Source organism: Longimicrobium sp., from assembly GCA_036387335.1.
Taxonomy (GTDB): Bacteria; Gemmatimonadota; Gemmatimonadetes; order Longimicrobiales; family Longimicrobiaceae; genus Longimicrobium.
The window spans coordinates 16,511-31,916 of the sequence record DASVTZ010000217.1; the positions used below are offsets into that span (position 1 = coordinate 16,511).

Annotated in this window: 15 protein-coding genes; 8 read left to right on the forward strand and 7 right to left on the reverse strand. The window is 71.7% G+C overall.

Features of this window, described 5'->3' with window-relative positions:
* Positions 1–73 precede the first annotated feature (73 nt).
* Both VF647_22245 and VF647_22250 read left to right on the forward strand, forming a co-directional pair.
* Positions 74–1,336 (forward strand): hydroxymethylglutaryl-CoA reductase, encoded by a 1,263-nt coding sequence (locus VF647_22245; protein HEX8454815.1) that lies wholly within the window; start codon positions 74–76, stop codon positions 1,334–1,336.
* A gap of 186 nt (positions 1,337–1,522) precedes the next feature.
* Positions 1,523–2,275: a hypothetical protein gene (locus VF647_22250; protein ID HEX8454816.1), complete on the forward strand. Its 753-nt coding sequence runs from the start codon at positions 1,523–1,525 to the stop codon at positions 2,273–2,275.
* A gap of 163 nt (positions 2,276–2,438) precedes the next feature.
* On the opposite strand, the gene VF647_22255 is transcribed toward VF647_22250, so the two are convergent.
* The 3 genes from VF647_22255 to VF647_22265 form a co-directional block, all read right to left on the reverse strand.
* Positions 2,439–3,050, reverse strand: coding sequence for a hypothetical protein (locus tag VF647_22255; protein HEX8454817.1), 612 nt, complete (start codon positions 3,048–3,050; stop codon positions 2,439–2,441).
* A gap of 2 nt (positions 3,051–3,052) precedes the next feature.
* Complete coding sequence (locus tag VF647_22260; protein HEX8454818.1) at positions 3,053–3,229, reverse strand: hypothetical protein; 177 nt, start codon at positions 3,227–3,229, stop codon at positions 3,053–3,055.
* A 76-nt stretch (positions 3,230–3,305) separates the two neighbouring features.
* On the reverse strand, positions 3,306–3,821 hold the full coding sequence (locus VF647_22265; GenBank protein ID HEX8454819.1) for a DUF4442 domain-containing protein: 516 nt from the start codon (positions 3,819–3,821) through the stop codon (positions 3,306–3,308).
* Positions 3,822–4,092: 271 nt separating this feature from the next.
* Between VF647_22265 and VF647_22270 the strand changes: the two genes are divergently transcribed.
* Positions 4,093–4,374 carry a hypothetical protein gene (locus tag VF647_22270; GenBank protein ID HEX8454820.1) on the forward strand — a complete coding sequence of 94 codons (282 nt, stop codon included), beginning with the start codon at positions 4,093–4,095 and terminating at the stop codon, positions 4,372–4,374.
* A gap of 68 nt (positions 4,375–4,442) precedes the next feature.
* Positions 4,443–5,564, forward strand: coding sequence for a S8 family serine peptidase (locus tag VF647_22275; GenBank protein ID HEX8454821.1), 1,122 nt, complete (start codon positions 4,443–4,445; stop codon positions 5,562–5,564).
* Positions 5,565–5,588: 24 nt separating this feature from the next.
* On the opposite strand, the gene VF647_22280 is transcribed toward VF647_22275, so the two are convergent.
* Positions 5,589–7,169: a 5'-nucleotidase C-terminal domain-containing protein gene (locus VF647_22280; GenBank protein HEX8454822.1), complete on the reverse strand. Its 1,581-nt coding sequence runs from the start codon at positions 7,167–7,169 to the stop codon at positions 5,589–5,591.
* 286 nt (positions 7,170–7,455) lie between these two features.
* On the opposite strand from VF647_22280, the gene VF647_22285 reads away from it, so the two are divergent.
* Positions 7,456–7,974 carry a hypothetical protein gene (locus VF647_22285; GenBank protein HEX8454823.1) on the forward strand — a complete coding sequence of 173 codons (519 nt, stop codon included), beginning with the start codon at positions 7,456–7,458 and terminating at the stop codon, positions 7,972–7,974.
* A 40-nt stretch (positions 7,975–8,014) separates the two neighbouring features.
* Complete coding sequence (locus tag VF647_22290) at positions 8,015–8,782, forward strand: hypothetical protein (protein ID HEX8454824.1); 768 nt, start codon at positions 8,015–8,017, stop codon at positions 8,780–8,782.
* A gap of 118 nt (positions 8,783–8,900) precedes the next feature.
* Here VF647_22290 and VF647_22295 read toward each other — a convergent pair whose 3' ends face one another.
* Both VF647_22295 and VF647_22300 read right to left on the reverse strand, forming a co-directional pair.
* Entirely contained in the window at positions 8,901–9,623 is a 723-nt protein-coding gene (locus tag VF647_22295) for a hypothetical protein (protein ID HEX8454825.1), read from the reverse strand.
* Entirely contained in the window at positions 9,620–10,543 is a 924-nt protein-coding gene (locus VF647_22300) for an ABC transporter ATP-binding protein (protein ID HEX8454826.1), read from the reverse strand. Before VF647_22300 ends, VF647_22295 begins: the two co-directional genes overlap by 4 nt.
* Before the next feature lie 71 nt (positions 10,544–10,614).
* Between VF647_22300 and VF647_22305 the strand changes: the two genes are divergently transcribed.
* Positions 10,615–11,391, forward strand: coding sequence for a phosphatase PAP2 family protein (locus VF647_22305; protein HEX8454827.1), 777 nt, complete (start codon positions 10,615–10,617; stop codon positions 11,389–11,391).
* Positions 11,392–11,482: 91 nt separating this feature from the next.
* Here the strand turns inward: VF647_22305 and VF647_22310 are convergent, their stop codons facing one another.
* Entirely contained in the window at positions 11,483–12,298 is an 816-nt protein-coding gene (locus VF647_22310) for a L,D-transpeptidase (protein HEX8454828.1), read from the reverse strand.
* A 260-nt stretch (positions 12,299–12,558) separates the two neighbouring features.
* On the opposite strand from VF647_22310, the gene VF647_22315 reads away from it, so the two are divergent.
* Positions 12,559–15,264, forward strand: coding sequence for a tetratricopeptide repeat protein (locus VF647_22315; GenBank protein HEX8454829.1), 2,706 nt, complete (start codon positions 12,559–12,561; stop codon positions 15,262–15,264).
* The last annotated feature ends 142 nt before the right edge of the window (positions 15,265–15,406 follow it).

Here is a 15,406-nt window from a genome sequence, read left to right on the forward strand (position 1 = left end):
GTGTAATCTCTCCCTCGCGCCCGGCGTCCGGCCCGGAGCGTGCGGCTAGGGGCGGGTTCGCGACGATTCCCGGATGCCCGCTTCCAGCTCGATGGACGACAGAGACCCCGCAGCGTACCACGATTGGGAAGCGCGCCTGGCCCCGGTGCCGCCGCGCGAGCGCCCGGTGCCCCTTCGCGTTCCCATGCCGCTCGACTCCACGCGCGCCGGGCAGGCGCGGCGGATCGCGTTCCTGCGCGGGCGCGGGGTGGAGGTGCCGTACCTGGAGGGGCGCGGCGGGCCGCCGGACCCGGAGGCGCTGCGCGGCAACGTGGAGCACTTCGTGGGGATGGCGCAGCTGCCGGTGGGGCTGATCGGGCCGTTGCGCGTGAACGGGCTGCACCTGCGCGAGGACGTGTTCGTTCCGCTCGCCACCTCCGAGGGGGCGCTGGTGGCGAGCTACGACCGCGGTGCCCGCATCCTGTCGCGCGCCGGGGGCGCGGTGTGCATGCTGGTGGAAGAGGAGGTGCAGCGCGCGCCCGCCTTCGCCTTCGCCAGGCTGGCGCAGGCGGCGCGCTTCGCGGAGTGGGCCACGGCCCGGGTGGAGCTCTTTCGCGAGATCGCCGCGCGCGAGTCGCGCTACGGGCGCCTGGTGTGGATGCGCGCGCACCTGGAGGCGAACCACGTCTACCTGATGTTCTCCTACCGCACCGGTGACGCGGCGGGGCAGAACATGGTGACGTTCGCGACGGCCGCCATCTGCCGCGAGATCCTGGAGCGGACCCCCGTGCGGCCAGAGTACTGGTTCGTGGAGTCCAACCTCTCGGGCGACAAGAAGGCATCCGCCGCGCGCTTCCTCAACACGCGCGGGCGCCGGGTGACGGCCGAGGCGCTTCTCCCGCGCACGCTGGTGACGCGCGGCCTTCGCGCCACCCCCGAGCGCATGTGCGACTGCTGGCGCATGGGGCTGCTGGGCGGGGTGCAGACCGGGGCGATGGGGGCCAGCAGCCACGTTGCCAACGCGCTCGCCGCGCTCTTTGTTGCGTGCGGGCAGGACGTGGCGTGCGTGGCGGAGGCGGGCCTGGCCGTGCTGCGCATGGAGGTGCGCGACGGCGACCTGTACGTCGCGCTCACCCTTCCCAACCTGATCGTGGGAACCGTCGGCGGCGGAACGCGGCTCCCCACGGCGCGCGAGTGCCTGGCGATCCTGGACTGCGTGGGAGCTGGGAAGGCGGGGCGCTTTGCGGAAATCTGCGCCGCGGTGGCGCTGGCGGGGGAGGTGTCGATCGTGGGGGCGCTCGCCGCGGGAGAGTTCGCCGCGGCGCACCAGCGGCTGGGGCGCGGGCCGGTTGGGTAACGGCAGGTCTCACGCGGAGGCGCGGAGGCGCGGAGAGAACGGCGGAGGCGGGGGTTCTCGTTGCGGGCGCACAACTTGTGAGTTTTTGTCGTGATGGGTCAGGCTACCCATTCGGGAGGCGGGTGGCGGAGGTAGAATCGACGTAAACATCAAACCGATTCTTCTTTTGCCGCTCGGAGGGACTCCATGTCCAGCACGCCGCTCGCTTCCCCGCAGATGGTCCTCGACAGCCGGATGAGCTACACGAGCTGGATCCCGGCCGATCCCGACGCCTGCGCGCGGCTCCTTCCGCGGGCGCTGCGTCCGGCCAGGAACCGCGCCGTGTACATGAACCAGTACGTCGTGGACTCGGCGGAGCAGACGACCGGGTTCGGCGCGTACTCGCTCACCTACCTCGGGCTGGACCTGGACGGCCTCTTCGCTCCCGACAACGTGACCCCCGCGCGCTTCTTCACCCACTACCTCAACTCGTCGGAGCGGGTCCGTGCATACGTGCGGGAGCGCGGCGTTCCCGCCACGCCGGGCACCACCACGGTCGACGTGGCGGACGGGGTGATGACGGCGACCACGTACGACGAGGGCACCGCCATCATCCGCACCCGCGCCCGCGTAGGGAGCGACACGACGGTCGCGGCAGGCCACCTGCGCTACATCACGCGCGTGGAGAACCGCCTGGTGAGCGGCCTCTACCCGTACGTCGGCGACCTGGCAACGTCGTACGGCGTCCTCTCCATCGAATTCCTGGAGCCGGGGCACCCGGTGTACGCGCTCCGCCCCGCCGCCCCCCTGCAGGTGGTGGCCGGATCGTGCTTCTACGCGCCGCGCGACTCCTTTGTCTACCCCGGCGGCGTGGAGGAGATGGGCCCCGCCGACGGCCACGGCCGCACCATCGCGGCGGACGCCGTGCCGTCCATCGTGGCCGAGCCGGCGGCCGTGTGACGCGCGACTGACCCATCCTGGGGTGCGCAAGGAAGGAAAGGGTCTCACGCGAAGGCGCAAAGGCGCAAAGAAAGTACTTCTTAGTCTTCCTTGGCGTCTTCGCGCCTTTGCGTGACACCTTGCGCCCTGAGCTCGCCCCAGGGTTCTGTCGAGATGGTACTATTTAGACGGGCTTGCCGTCGCGGTACACGCGCACGCCCTCGCCACCGTGGAGGAGAAGGCGCGCGCCGCGGCCGCCGTACGCGCGCATGAGGTCGATCATCATCGCCTCCTCGCCGCCCCAGGGGTAGGCGTACACCACGTCGAAGTCCTCCAGCGGATGGCCGACCTCGGGGTAGGCGGAGGCGCCGTGGCCGATCGTCCCCAGGCGCCCGTCGCCATCGGCGGGGCGGTAGCGGTAGCCGGACGGGATGAAGCTCCCCGCCGCGAACCGCGCCCCCGAGCCGTAGCGCGACGCCAGGCCGCGCGCCACCTCCACCAGCGCGGGGTCCAGCTCGATCCCCCACGCCTCGTAGCCCAGCAGGTCGGCGATGATGGTGATGACCCCCGTCGCCGAGCCCCACTCCAGGAAGCGCAGCCCCGCCCCACGCTGCGCCACGAGCGCCTCCAGCACGCGCTCGTAGTCGGCCGGGACGAAGGGGTGCCAGTCGTTCCGCCGCACGTCCACGTCGAAGCGCTCCCAGATCTCCCATCCCTCGTCGCTCAGCGCGGCGATGCGCCGGCGCAGCTCGGGGTCCAGCCCGTCCACCGCCGGCGCGCCGGGATCGGCGGCCACTCTCAGGCGTCCTCGTCGTCGTCCGCCGCGGTGTCGTCGTCCTCCGCCCCCTCCTCCACACCGCCCTCCGCCTCGCGCTCCTTGCGAGCGCGCTTCTTCTCCTCCTTCTCGTCCTTCTTCTGCTGCTTCAGCATCTCCTTCTGACGCTTCTCGAAGCCGTAGTTGGGGCGTCGTGCCATGCGTGCCTCCTCTCGTGCGGACGACCCCGTGCGGCCCATGCGGCCGTGGTTGATCGAGCCGGTAATTGACGACTTATCAGTTCTTGCGCTTGAACGACCAGGTGAAGACGAAGGTTGCCACCTCCGTGCCATCCTCCATCCGCCCCACGCTGGTCGCCTCCGCGGTGGTGCCCTCGCCGGTGCGCAGCGTCTCGGCCACGGCGGCGGCGATCCGCTCCCCGTCCGCGCAGGCGAAGGTGGCGTCGGAGACGGCCTTCTTGCCGAACGACGCCCTCATCTCGGTCACCAGCATGGAGACGGGGGCGCCGGCCCCCTGCACGGCCGCCATCGCCAGTGCGCCGGTCGACAGCTCGGCGGCCATGGCCTGGGCGGCGAAGTAGGTGCTGCGAAAGGGGTTCTGCGTGCGCCAGCCGCGCGGCACCACCACTTCGCAGCGCGCCGCGTCCAGATGGCGCACCCGCAGCCCGGCGAACCAGGCCAGCGGCAGCTTGGACATGAAGTACGCCCGCATCCTGGCGCGGCTGCGCATGTTGGCGCGGAACGCCTCCGCGCGGGCGGCGTCCGGCAGGGCCGGGGCGGTTACGGTGCTCACGCGCATCTCCTTCGCTGGGGTTACTCGGGTGGACTCGCCACCCTCTGCAAGATGCGCCGCGCCCCACCCGCGCGACAGCCCCGCCGCTCCTTTCGCCGCGGCCGAGGACACTGCTGGCGAGCGGTGGCGCGGAGTGGTCAGTCTCGGCGCGCCATCTCTGACACCTCGTGCGAAACCGGGTCGAAATTGGCGCCCGGATCGCTTGCCAGCACGCAGCGGGACGGGTAGAGTTGTGCATGCGTAACGGGTCCACGGCGGCCAGGACTAAGCGATGAGCGGAGTGGAGCTCGCCAAACTGGATGATGCGCTGGCTCGGCTGCTGGCGACGGACTACCTGGACGTCTCTCAGAAGATCCCGGTCGCCGTCCAGGCCGCGGCCGGGTCCCTGGAGGTGCTCGTCCAGGCGGTGAACGACAACGGTGGAACCGTCCGCCATGTGCTGGGCCCGCTGAACGCCATCGCGGCCTGGATGCCGATGTCGGGTGTCGCAGCGCTCGCGGCGCTGGAGTTCGTGGAGGAGATCGAGATGGACAGGGTCATGCACGTGGCGTGACTCACGCGCCAACGGCGGATTACTCGGGCGGAATGCGACGGCGTTCCGCCCTTTCTTCATGGCTGCCTATGGAACGGGTGCGCGAGGCCATCCAGTGCGGCGGCGCGGGCGTGGATGGGGGCGGTGTACGGATCGCGGTGCTGGACACGGGGATCGACCTGGATCACCCCGACCTCCACGGCAAGGTAGATCTGGAGAACAGCGCGTCGTGCTGCCTTTCGGCGTCGATCGCGGACGTGCACGGGCACGGAACTCACGTGGCCGGCATCATCGCGGGGAGCGGCGAGGCGTCTGGGGGGCGGTTCGCCGGGATCGCGCCGGGCGCCGAGCTGATCGTGCTCAAGGTGGGGAGCGGCATGACGGCCTACAGCAACGATCTCGCGCAGGCGGTGTTACGCGCGGTAGAGCTGGGGGCCGACATCATCAACTATTCGGGCGGCGAGCACGGGTTCGCCGCGGGTCCGCCGCCGTGGAAGTGGCCGATCCGGCTGAACAAGCGCGACGCGGCGTTCAGGTACGCGGCGGAGCATGGGGTGCTGTGCGTGGCCGCCGCCGGAAACGACGGGCCTTCGCCGGGCACGGTTGTGCGGCCCGGCAACCTCTCCGAGGTGCTGTGCGTCGGTGCCCTGGCGCCGCCCGACTTCCGGGTGGCGCCGGCCTCCGGGCGTGGGCCGCTATACCTGGACGGTTCGATGAGGGGCGGGGTGGCGCGCGCGGATCCGGGGCTGGACACGAGGTCGCGCCTCGTCAAACCGGACGTCGTGGTGCCTGGCGGCGAGCCCTCGGACTTCCTCCACCAGGCGCTTCACCTTGCCGGGATCGGGCGCGGCGGCGTGGTCGCGCCCCGCTCACGCCGCGGAATCCTGGTGGGGATCGATCCGGGCGACCCCGAGTGCGCCTACGCCCGCGTGGTGGGCACCAGTCAGGCGACGGCCGTGGTCACGGGTCTCGCCGCCCTCCTCCTCCAGCTTGGACGGCGCATCGGGTTCGATTGGGGCTCCAACACAGGGCGTGCGCTCGCCGGTATACTCCGCGCCGCGGCGCTGAGGCTTGCCGAAGGCGGACCCGACGACTACGGCTACGGAGCTCTCCTGTGGCCGAACATCGCCGCGACGCTGAACGACTGCGCGACCAACCCCGTGCGGCGAGAGAGGGTGCTGTTCGGGCCGCAGCTCCACCTCGAGACGTGACCTGCTCCTACGGGCTCTGATTGTTCACCGCACGTTGCGCCAGCGCCCTATCGCGGGGGGCTGCACGGGTTGCGGAAGGGAGAGCATGTAGTCGATCAGGACGTTCAGGTCCACCAGGCCGGTGGCGGTGCGGCGGCCGGCGGCGAGGGAGGTGTAGCGCTCGCCGCCCTGCGCCATGAACTCGGTGAGGCCCAGCGTCACCCGGTCCGCGTCGGCCAGCTCGCGGCCGCCGTCCAGGCGCACGGAGCGGATGCGGCTTCCCTGCGGCGCCGCAGAGTCGTAGGCGACGGTCATCCCCGAGAGGTGCGCCGTGGGGCGTCCGCTGGCGACGGCGTTCTCCAGCGCGCCGCGGAGCTGCGCGCCGGTGACTTCCACGCGGTACACGGCGTTCTGAAAGGGCTGCATCTCGTAGAGCACCCCGTAGTTCACCGGCCCCTCCGGGAGCCCGCGGCGGATGGAGCCGTTGTTGATGATGGACGCCTGTGCCCCCGCCGCCCGGCGGACCGCGTCCGCCACCAGGTTGCCCAGCGGACGCTCCCGCCCCTGGTTGATGAGCGCCTGCGCCGTCGTCAGCACCACGCGCTCGGTGAGGGGGCGCACGTTCGCCTCCCACTGGTGCACCACGCGCTCGACGGCGGTGTCCGGCGTGACCTCGTCGGCGTAGGGGGTGCGGACGGCGCGGTACGACACGCGCGTGCGCCCGCCGCTGCGCTCCAGGTCGGTGACGCTGTACGCGGCGCCGTACGACATCGCCTCGACGACGGGGACGCCGCCGGCCGTGGACAGCACGCGCAGGTGCGTGTGGCCGCCGACCACCAGGTCCACCGGCTCGGTGAGGGCGCTCGCCACGTCCAACATCTCCCCCGCGCACTCGCGCGACTCCTCCTCGGGCGCGGCGCCGGGGGAGCGGCACTCCGCGCCGATGTGCATCGTGACCACCACGAAGTCCACGCCGGCTGCGCGCAGCTCGCGCACCGCCTGGTCGATGGCGGGAACCGCGGGGCGGAACTCCAGCCCCGTCACCCGCCCGGGCACCACCATCTCCGGCGTGTTGGGAAGGGCGATCCCCACCACCCCGATACGGACCCCCCGCCGCTCGATGATCGTGTACGGCTTCACCCACTCCGCGCGGCGCCCGGTGGAGGCCTGGTACAGGTTGGCCGCCACCCAGGGGAAGCGGCTCTCGCGCATGCGGTTGCGTAGCGTGTCCTGCCCCCAGTCGAACTCGTGGTTCCCCGTCGCGGCCACGTCGTACCCCATCGCGTTGAAGGTCGCGATGGTGGCGCGCCCCCAGCTCAGGTTGGAGATGGCCGTCCCCTGCATGTCGTCGCCAGCCGAGAGGAAGATGGTGGCTCCCGGAAAGTGCGCGGCCGCGCTGTCGAAGTGTGCGGCGATCACGGCGGCCCCGCCCGCGGCGCGCGTCTCGCCCGAGCGCGGCGGCTGGGGCAGGATGCGCCCGTGGATGTCGTTGGTGTGCACCACCCGCAGCCGCTTCACCCCCGAGGGCGCGGCGGCGGAGGGGGTCTGCATCGCGGGAGCACAGGCGCCCCCCAGGAGGAGCGCGAGCGCGACTCCCAGAGGCGCGGTGGAGCGGAACCGGTTCATGCTGCTTCCGTAGCGGGTAAAACGTCGTCGTCGCGAACAAGATACGCCGCCCACACCCCCCTCCGCATCCCGCGGGCCGGGGCGGAGATGGGGCAGTGTGGGGCGTGCGCGTCCCAATTGCGCCCTTCCGTGAACCGGGTCGCGGGGCGAGCAAGAAACGCCAATCCGCGCAACTCCATGTGCCCGGCCCTTTTATCGGATCATTGCGGCCCGGCTTGTTTTTTTTGTACACGCAGAACACTTTCGTTGTGCCCGCTGTACCCACCCCTCCCGCTGCCGAGGTACCATGATCGACTCCGCTGCCGCGCCCGCTCGTCCGAACGACGATACGTACGAAACCTGCACGATCCAGCACGCCGGGTCCACCTACACCTTTCGCTTCTACAAGGGTTTTGCGAGCCGGGTGGTGTTCAACGCTCCGGACGGAACCCAGATCCCGGTTTACCAGCAGTCCGGCGTCTTCAAGTGCGAGCCCGCCGGCCCGGACCCGGACAGCACCATCAGCATCAAGGGCGGCCCCCTGGATCTGGACATCGAGGTGCAGATCAGCGACGGCCCCATCGGTCCGCCGGACTACGTGGGCCCCATCGCCGGCATCCAGATCGGGATGAAGAAGCGCGGCACCCCCGTATCGCCGCCGCAGCGCGTGACGCCCATCCGCGGCGCCGACCAGATCTCGCGCATCAACGTCAAGAACCGCGGCAACGGGGGCGGTGGCGGGGGCGGCGTGTACGCGCAGCAGCTCGACGACGGCGGTTGGCTGGACGTGACGAACACCGCGCAGTGCTGCCCGCCGCACTGCTGACATCCGGCGGACGCGCTCTCTTTCAAGGACTCGGGACGCCATGGTCAGCATGGGCCTGCAGCTGCTGGTGACGGCGCTGCTCCTCTCGTTCGGCGTGCTCTCGCTGGTGATCGCCGGGCGGGCGGCCTTCCAGAAGCCGTTCCACCAGGTGTTCTGGAAGCTGGCAGGCGGCGCGTTCGTCACGCACGGCACGCTGCAGGCGACGCAGAACCTGTGGGGATCGCTGGCCATGGCCGCGGGCATGTCATCCGCGACCATGGCCACCTACCTGCGCTACGTGCCCGCGTTCAACCACAGCCGCACCTTTCTGTGGCTGGCGTTCAGCGGAGTCGCGGTGTGGATGGCGCGGCGGGGTACGCTTCCGGGGCCGCGCGCGTGGGGTGGCATCGTGGTGGCGCTGGCCTGCGGGCTGCTGGTGGGAGCGCTGCTCGGCTACCACGAGGGCTCCATCCTGGCCAGCACGCACTACACGCGGGTGGCGCTGCTGGACGCGCTCGAGCTGGTGATCCTCCTGGTGGTGCTGTTCGTCGCCCTCGTGAGCGGGCGCGTGGACCGGCACCTGTGGGGCGCGCTCGCGGTGTTCGCCACCATGGTCGCGCTCAACATCGTGTGGTACGCGGCGATGAGCATGATAGACGACAAGCGCGTCTGGACGCCGGCTCCGTGGATGATGAGCGCGTACCGTGTCGTCCCCACCTCCGTGATGGTCGCCATCGCCGTGCGGCGGCTGCAGCTGGCCAGGCGCGGGGTCAAGGTGCCCAGCCTGCTGGATCGCGGCTCGTCGGGAGCGCCCCTCCTGGCGGGGTGAGAGAGACGCAACTGCATGGCTCACACAGAGACACAGAGGCCACAGAGAGAACCGCAAAAAGGTTTTCTCTGTGGCTTTTCCGTTCCCTCTGTGCCCTCTGTGTGATGCTTTTCGCCGGTCAGGGCCACTCGCGGTACTTCACCAGGAGGCCAGCCAGGACCAGCCAAAAGAGGCCGTAGCCGAGCGCGTACGCCGCCGCGCCCCAGGCGATGCCGCCGGAAAGGAGCGCGTTGTAGACGTCGCTCACGGCGGAGTGCGGAGGGAGGACGAAGGAGATCGCCGCGCGCACGCCGGGGGTGAAGGGAAGGATCGGCGACGCCTGCACCAGCGACAGCCAGAAGTCGGTGAGGAAGAAGAGGATCACCGCCAGGATGCCGTCGCCGCGCGGCACCAGGGCGGAGAAGAAGGCCATGAGGCCGCCGTACACCACCGCCAGCAGGAGCGCCTGGAGGAGGAACCCGGGGTGCACCTGGACCTTTCCCCACGCGGCGAGCTGCGCGAAGAGCCAGAAGAAGGCGGCGGCCAGCATCGCCAGCGCCAGCGAGAGGAGCCAGCGCAGGCCGTAGAAGGCGAGCGGCCGTGTGGGGTGCGAAAACGCGAGGCGGTAGTAGCCGCGCCGCCGGTCGGTGGCGATGAAGCCGGCCAGCATCGCCACCATCCCCACCGTCGCCAGGTTGGCGATGGTGAAGGAGATGCCGAACGGCTCCAGCAGCTCGGCCACGTCGCCGGGCGTCTCGGTGACGTGCTCGTGGAGCGCGGGATCACCCAGGTAGAAGAGGAAGCCGGCCAGCGCGAGCGCCGCGATCCGCCAGCGAAGCTGCCGCAGGAGGATGGGGATCATCGCGCCACTCCGCGCACGCGCTCTTCCAGGCGCAGCCGCTGCGGCGCCACCGCGCGCACCACCACCCCGCGCGCCAGCAGTGCCGCCAGCCGCTCGCTGATCTCGCGAGGCGAGGCGGGGTCCACGCGAAAGGCCCATGGCGCGCCCTCCTCCTCCAGCGCGCCGGGAAAGACCTCGTGCACCGCCTTCACCGCGCCCGGGGTGTCTTCCACCTCCAGCCGGTAGGGCGGGTTGATGCCCTCGGCGGCGCGCAGGTCCAGCAGCTCGCGCACGCGCCCGCTCTCCAGCACGGCCACGAGGTCGGCGGTGCGCTCCAGCTCGTCCAGGTTGTGCGACGCGATCAGCAGGGTGCGCGCGGGGTCTTCGGCGCGCCACTCGGCCAGCACGCTGCGCAGCCGCGAGATCCACTCCGGGTCCAGCCCGCTGGTGGGCTCGTCCAGCACCATCACGCCGCGCGGGGCGAGGAGTGCCTGTGCCATCGCCAGGCGCTGCAGGTTGCCCTTGGACAGGTAGCCCACCCTTCGATTCGCCACCGCCGCGATCTCCATCCGCTCCATCACCTCGTCCACGCGGGCGCGGGCGTGGTCCACCTCGGCGAGGGCGGCGTAGGCGTCCAGCGCGCCGCGCGTGGTCCACGACGGGGGGATCGCCACCAGCTCGGAGACGTAGGCCACGCCGTGCTTCTCCACGTAGCCGCGCGGCGCCATCCCGTGCACCTCCACCCGGCCGCGGGTGGGGCGGATGTAGCCGAGGAGGAGGCGGATCAGCGTGCTCTTGCCGGCGCCGTTGGGACCCACGATTCCCAGCGCGGTGCCGGGGGGCACGTCCAGCGTCACGCCGTCCAGGGCGCGCACGGCGCCGCCGCGCGCGCGCGCCAGCGGCCCGGCGAATTCCTTTACCACGTCGGTGAAGCGGATCATGGGCGGGAGCGTACCGTGGGCCTCCGTGCGGCGCAAGGGCGCGGAACGGTTTCTGCGCCGCGGCTGCGGCCATGAACACGCCCAGGCACGCACACGAGCATCCCGAGCGGGGCCCCCTCCGCCCTCTCCTGAGCGGCATCGGCCGGTGGGTGGGCGGATTCTACACCGCGATCGGCGCCTTTTTCCTGCTGGCCATGGCGGTGATGCTGGCCGGCGTGGCCGCCTTCGCCGCCATCGCCGACGCCGTGAGCGACGGCGAGACGGAAGCGTTGGACCGCGCCATCCTCCTCTCGCTCAACAAGCAGGCGAGCCCGCGGCTGGACGACTTCGCTATGAACGTGACGGCGCTGGGTTCGGGGCTTGTGGTGGGGATCGTGGTGGCGGTGGCGAGCGTGTACCTGTGGGGGAGCCGCCACCGCTACTCCGCCGTGCTGCTCTGGGTGGCGCTGAGCGGGTCCTGGATCCTGAGCAGCATCCTGAAGGCGTTCTTCAACCGGGCGCGCCCCAACCTCTTTCCGTGGCGCACGCCGCACGCCTTCCAGGCCTCCTTTCCCTCCGGCCACTCCATCACGGCGATGGTGGGCTACGCGACGCTGGCGTACCTCGTGGCGCGCCTTCTTCCGCAGCGGGGCCTGCGCTGGTTCACCGTCGGCGTGGCGGCGACGATCGTGGCGCTGGTCGGCTGGTCGCGGATGTACCTGGGCGTGCACTGGCCCTCCGACGTGCTGGGCGGCTACGCCACCGGCCTGGCCTGGGCATCGTTCTGCGGCCTCGGCCTGAGCGCCGTCCGCTACTTCCGCTACCGCCGCCCCGAGCTCGTCGCGGAAGAAAAAGACCTGGAGAAGTGAAAAAAAGATGGCCTCACGCGGAGGCGCGGAGACGCGGGAGAGAACTCAGCGCCTCTCTCTGCGTCTCCGCGCCTCCGCGTGAGACCTGCTGTTAGCGGGGCTGCGAAGCGCCGTCCGTCGAAGCGAGGGCGACCGTGGCGGTGCGGTCCGGCAGGACGGCCTCATCGGTGCGCGCCATGCGGAGCGCCGTCGCCGGGCGCGAGGCGCCGAGGCGTGCCAGCACCGGCGCGGGGTCGGCGCCGGCCAGGCGCAGCTCGTCGCCCACGCGCGTGGCGTAGGCACCGCCGGCCCGCGCGTACACGTCCGGGAGGATGGTCACCGAGTCGGCGGCCACCTCGGTCAGGCGGTACTCGATCCGGGCGCGCACCCGGCCCGAGAGCGCGACTTCACGGGTCGCGCGCGGCGTGCGGGCCAGGTGCTCCACCGTGCTGTCGGAGATGGCCGAGCCGTCCTCGCGCAGGATCATCCGGGCCAGCTCCATCACGTCCGCGTTGCGCATGCGGATGCAGCCGTGCGACGCGGGGCTCCCCAGGTACCGCTCGTTGCCGGCGGGCGTGCCGTGCACGTAATAGTCGCCGAAGAGGTGGATCTTGACCCGCCCCATCGGATTCGACCAGCCCGGACCGGCCTTCTTCTCGTTGCGCGCCCAGGCGGCGCCCGGCGGGGGCGTCCAGCTCGGGTTCCACACCATCCGCCGCAGCCCCGTGGCGCCCGTGGGGGTGGCGTAGCGCGCGCGGCCCACCGACACCGGGTACGAGCGGACGCGCTCGCCGCCCTGCATCACGTCCAGCCGGCCGGCGGGGATGTTGACGACCAGCTCCATGGGCCCCTGCGCGCGGGCGGGAGCGGCGATGGCGGAAGCGCCCAGGATCAGCGCGGTCGAGGTCAGGCGAAGAAGAGAGGTCATGGTCGGGTCCGGGTCTGTCGTTGCGGGCCGCGGGGGGCGCTTCCTCCATCCCTCCCGTCGCGACCGCGGGCGCTGCACCGCCTGCGGCCATCTACGTCGCGCCCCGTGCGGTGTTTCAGGCGGCGAGATCGTGGGTGCAACGTACCCGTATCACCTCGGCGCCACATTGGTCATCTGACCCCCCGCCGTGCGGACGCTGGACGGAGCGGCCTCAGAGCGGCACATTCCGAGGGGGCACCCTCCACCGTCCATCCGATCCGATGCTTCCAGACCGACACGCGGCAGCCTCCAGGCTTCGCCTGCGCAGGGCGCTGCTCTTCGCGGCGCTCGGCTACGTTTACGTGGCGGCCGTGCTCGCCGTGCTCTGCGGCGCGGTCGTCATTCTGGCGAGGCTCGGGCTGGGCGCGATCGGGTGGTACGCGCTGGGCGGGCTGGTCTTCTACCTCGTCATCGCGCTCGTGGTGGGGTTCGCGCCTCCCGCCGGAAGGCTGGTGACCCGCGAGGAGTGCCCCGAGCTCTTCCGCGCGATCGACCGCGCACGCGGGGAGATGCGCGCGCCCGGGCTGGACGGCGTGTTCCTGACGCACGAGCTGAACGCGGGTGTGATGGAGCGCCCGCGCTTCGGGACGGTGGGATGGACCCAGCGCTACCTCCTGCTGGGCCTTCCCCTGCTGTACGCGCTTCCTGAAGACGAGCTGCGGGCGATCCTGGCGCACGAGCTCGCCCACCTTTCGCGCCAGCACAGCCGCTCGCGCCGCCTCCTTGCGCGCGCGGAGGTGACGTGGCAGGTGCTGGTGACGGGCTTCACGCACTCGTTCCGCTGGGCCTCCTTTCTCTTCGCCCCCTTCTTCCGCTGGTACACGCCCCGGCTGGAGGCACGGACCCAGGAGGCGAGCCGGGGCCACGAGTTCGAGAGCGACCACCTCGGCGCGCGCGTGTCCGGCGTGGAGGTGGCGGCGCGCGCCCTTCTGCGGCTCACGCTGTGGACGGTGCGGCTGGAGCGGGTGGTGTGGCCGTCCGTCTTCCGCGGTTCGCTGGAGCGGCCCGCGCCCGCCGCGGACGACTTCCTCGGCGTGCTGGACGTGGTGCGCGAGCCGCTCGCCCCGGCGGAGGTGGAGCGCGGAGTGCGCGCGGCGCTGCGCGACCGCACGCTGGACAGCCACAGCCATCCCAGCCTGGCGGACCGCCTGGAGGCGCTCGGCGCGGACCCGGCGGAGGCGGAGCGCGCCCTTGCGGCGGCAACGGGCGAGTCCGCCGCGGCGGCGTTCCTGGGCCCGGCCGCCCCGACGCTGGCTTCCGAGGTGGGCGCGGCGTGGGCGGAGACCGCCGGACACCTCTGGCGGCAGTGCCACGCGGATGCCCGCGTCTGGACCGATGCCGCGCATCCCGCCGCGGATGCGACGTGGGCGCACGCGCGCTGGGCCGCGCACTGTGAGCCGCCGGAGACCGCCATCCCCCTCCTTCGCCGCGTGCAGGACCGCACCGAGGCGCGCGTGCTCCTGGGCGCCCTCCTCCTGCAGCAGGAGGACCACGCCGCGCACGACGAGGCCGTGCGGCTGCTGGAAGCGGAGAGCCGCCGCGACACGGCGCTGGCCATCCACGCCAACGAGGCGCTGGAGCAGTACTACGCCCGCGTGGGGTGGCCCCGAGACCTTCAGCGCTGCCGCGAGCGCCGCCCCCGTCTGCGCGAGGCGGCGCTGCGTGCGCTGCAGGAGCGCACCACGCTCTCGCGGCGCGACGCGCTGCGCCCGTACCGGCTTCCGCCCTCCGCGCGCGACGAGCTCGTGGCCGCGCTGCGCGAGTTCCCAGAGATCCGCCGCGCGTACCTGGTGCAGAAGAAGGTGCGCGAGGAGGGCGAGGCGCCGGCGGTGGTGCTCGCGCTGGAGATGGGCACCCCGTGGTACCGGCACAGCTCCGGGAACCGGGCGCTGGAGGTGTGCCAGCGACTTCTTCCCCGCGTCCAGCTCCCCGAGCCGCTGGACCTGATCGTCCCCGTGGACGGTGCCCACTCGCTGCGCGGGCGGCTGCGCAGCCTCGCCGGGGCCGAGGTCTACCGCCGGGAGGGCGCACCACCCGCCGCCGCCGCGCCCCTCTCCGTGGGGTGGTCCGCGCCCGCGTGGTACTCGCCGCGCAACCTGCTGATGGCGGGCGGCGCGGGGGTGGTGCTCGTCGCAGGCATCGCGGTCGTCGCGGATCCGGACGACGCGCCCTCTACCGCCGCGGAGCAGTCGGCCGAGGTGGGGAAGCTGCGCGCGGCCGCCACCCTGAACCCCCAGGATTCGGTCGCAGCGCGCGATTACGCGAGGGCGCTGGTGGACGAGGAGAGGTGGGACGAAGCGCGTCCGGCGCTCGAGGCGGCGGTGCGCCTCAACCCGCGCGACGCCAATCTGCGCAACTCGCTGGGGTGGGCGCTCATGCAGAAGGAGGAGTTCGAGGAGGCGGTTCCGCACCTGCGCATGGCGATCGCCCTGGACTCGGCGCACGTGGACGCGCGCCACAACCTCGCCTGGGTGCACGCCCGCCAGGGGCGATACGCCGCGGCCGAGCCCGAGTACCGCAGAGTGATCCGGCTGGCCCCGCGCCGCGCCAACGCGCACGCCGAACTCGGCGCGGTGCTCCTCTACCTCAACCGGCTGGACGAAGCCGAGATGGAGCTGGACGAAGCGGTGCGCCTGGACCCCAGCGACCCCGCGAACCACCTGGCGCGCGCGCGGGCGTACAAGGCGCGGAGCGACCTGGGCGGGGCGGTGGAGTCGTATCGCAAGGCCGCCGCGCTCGATCCACAGGCGTACGTCTGGGCCGAGGTTGGGCACATCGAGCACCTGCGCGGCAACTTCCGCGAGTCCGCCGCCGCGTTCGAGATGGCGGCGAAGGCGGATCCCAAGTACTTCGAAAAGGATGAGTACCGGCGCGAGATCTGGGAGGCCTCGCAAGCCGGGCGGATGTACGTGCCGCCCGAGTCGTAGCGGCGGCCAGGTTGTTGAACAGCGGGGCTCACGCGGAGGCGCGGAGACGCAGAGAGAACAGCAACTTCGCGGGACTTACCAGATCCGCGAAGTGAGGTGGCTTGGTTGTTCTTTCGTGTCCGGTGTGACATCGCTGATCCGA

Excerpts from the sequence above, each read along its gene's own strand:
- VF647_22315 (HEX8454829.1), top strand. The coding sequence starts at position 12,559 with ATGCTTCCAGACCGACACGCGGCAGCCTCCAGGCTTCGCCTGCGCAGG.
- VF647_22295 (HEX8454825.1), bottom strand. The coding sequence starts at position 9,623 with ATGATCCCCATCCTCCTGCGGCAGCTTCGCTGGCGGATCGCGGCGCTC.
- VF647_22270 (HEX8454820.1), top strand. The coding sequence starts at position 4,093 with ATGAGCGGAGTGGAGCTCGCCAAACTGGATGATGCGCTGGCTCGGCTG.
- VF647_22310 (HEX8454828.1), bottom strand. The coding sequence starts at position 12,298 with ATGACCTCTCTTCTTCGCCTGACCTCGACCGCGCTGATCCTGGGCGCT.
- VF647_22280 (HEX8454822.1), bottom strand. The coding sequence starts at position 7,169 with ATGAACCGGTTCCGCTCCACCGCGCCTCTGGGAGTCGCGCTCGCGCTC.
- VF647_22250 (HEX8454816.1), top strand. The coding sequence starts at position 1,523 with ATGTCCAGCACGCCGCTCGCTTCCCCGCAGATGGTCCTCGACAGCCGG.
- VF647_22300 (HEX8454826.1), bottom strand. The coding sequence starts at position 10,543 with ATGATCCGCTTCACCGACGTGGTAAAGGAATTCGCCGGGCCGCTGGCG.
- VF647_22305 (HEX8454827.1), top strand. The coding sequence starts at position 10,615 with ATGAACACGCCCAGGCACGCACACGAGCATCCCGAGCGGGGCCCCCTC.
- VF647_22260 (HEX8454818.1), bottom strand. The coding sequence starts at position 3,229 with ATGGCACGACGCCCCAACTACGGCTTCGAGAAGCGTCAGAAGGAGATG.
- VF647_22290 (HEX8454824.1), top strand. The coding sequence starts at position 8,015 with ATGGTCAGCATGGGCCTGCAGCTGCTGGTGACGGCGCTGCTCCTCTCG.
- VF647_22245 (HEX8454815.1), top strand. The coding sequence starts at position 74 with ATGCCCGCTTCCAGCTCGATGGACGACAGAGACCCCGCAGCGTACCAC.
- VF647_22275 (HEX8454821.1), top strand. The coding sequence starts at position 4,443 with ATGGAACGGGTGCGCGAGGCCATCCAGTGCGGCGGCGCGGGCGTGGAT.
- VF647_22285 (HEX8454823.1), top strand. The coding sequence starts at position 7,456 with ATGATCGACTCCGCTGCCGCGCCCGCTCGTCCGAACGACGATACGTAC.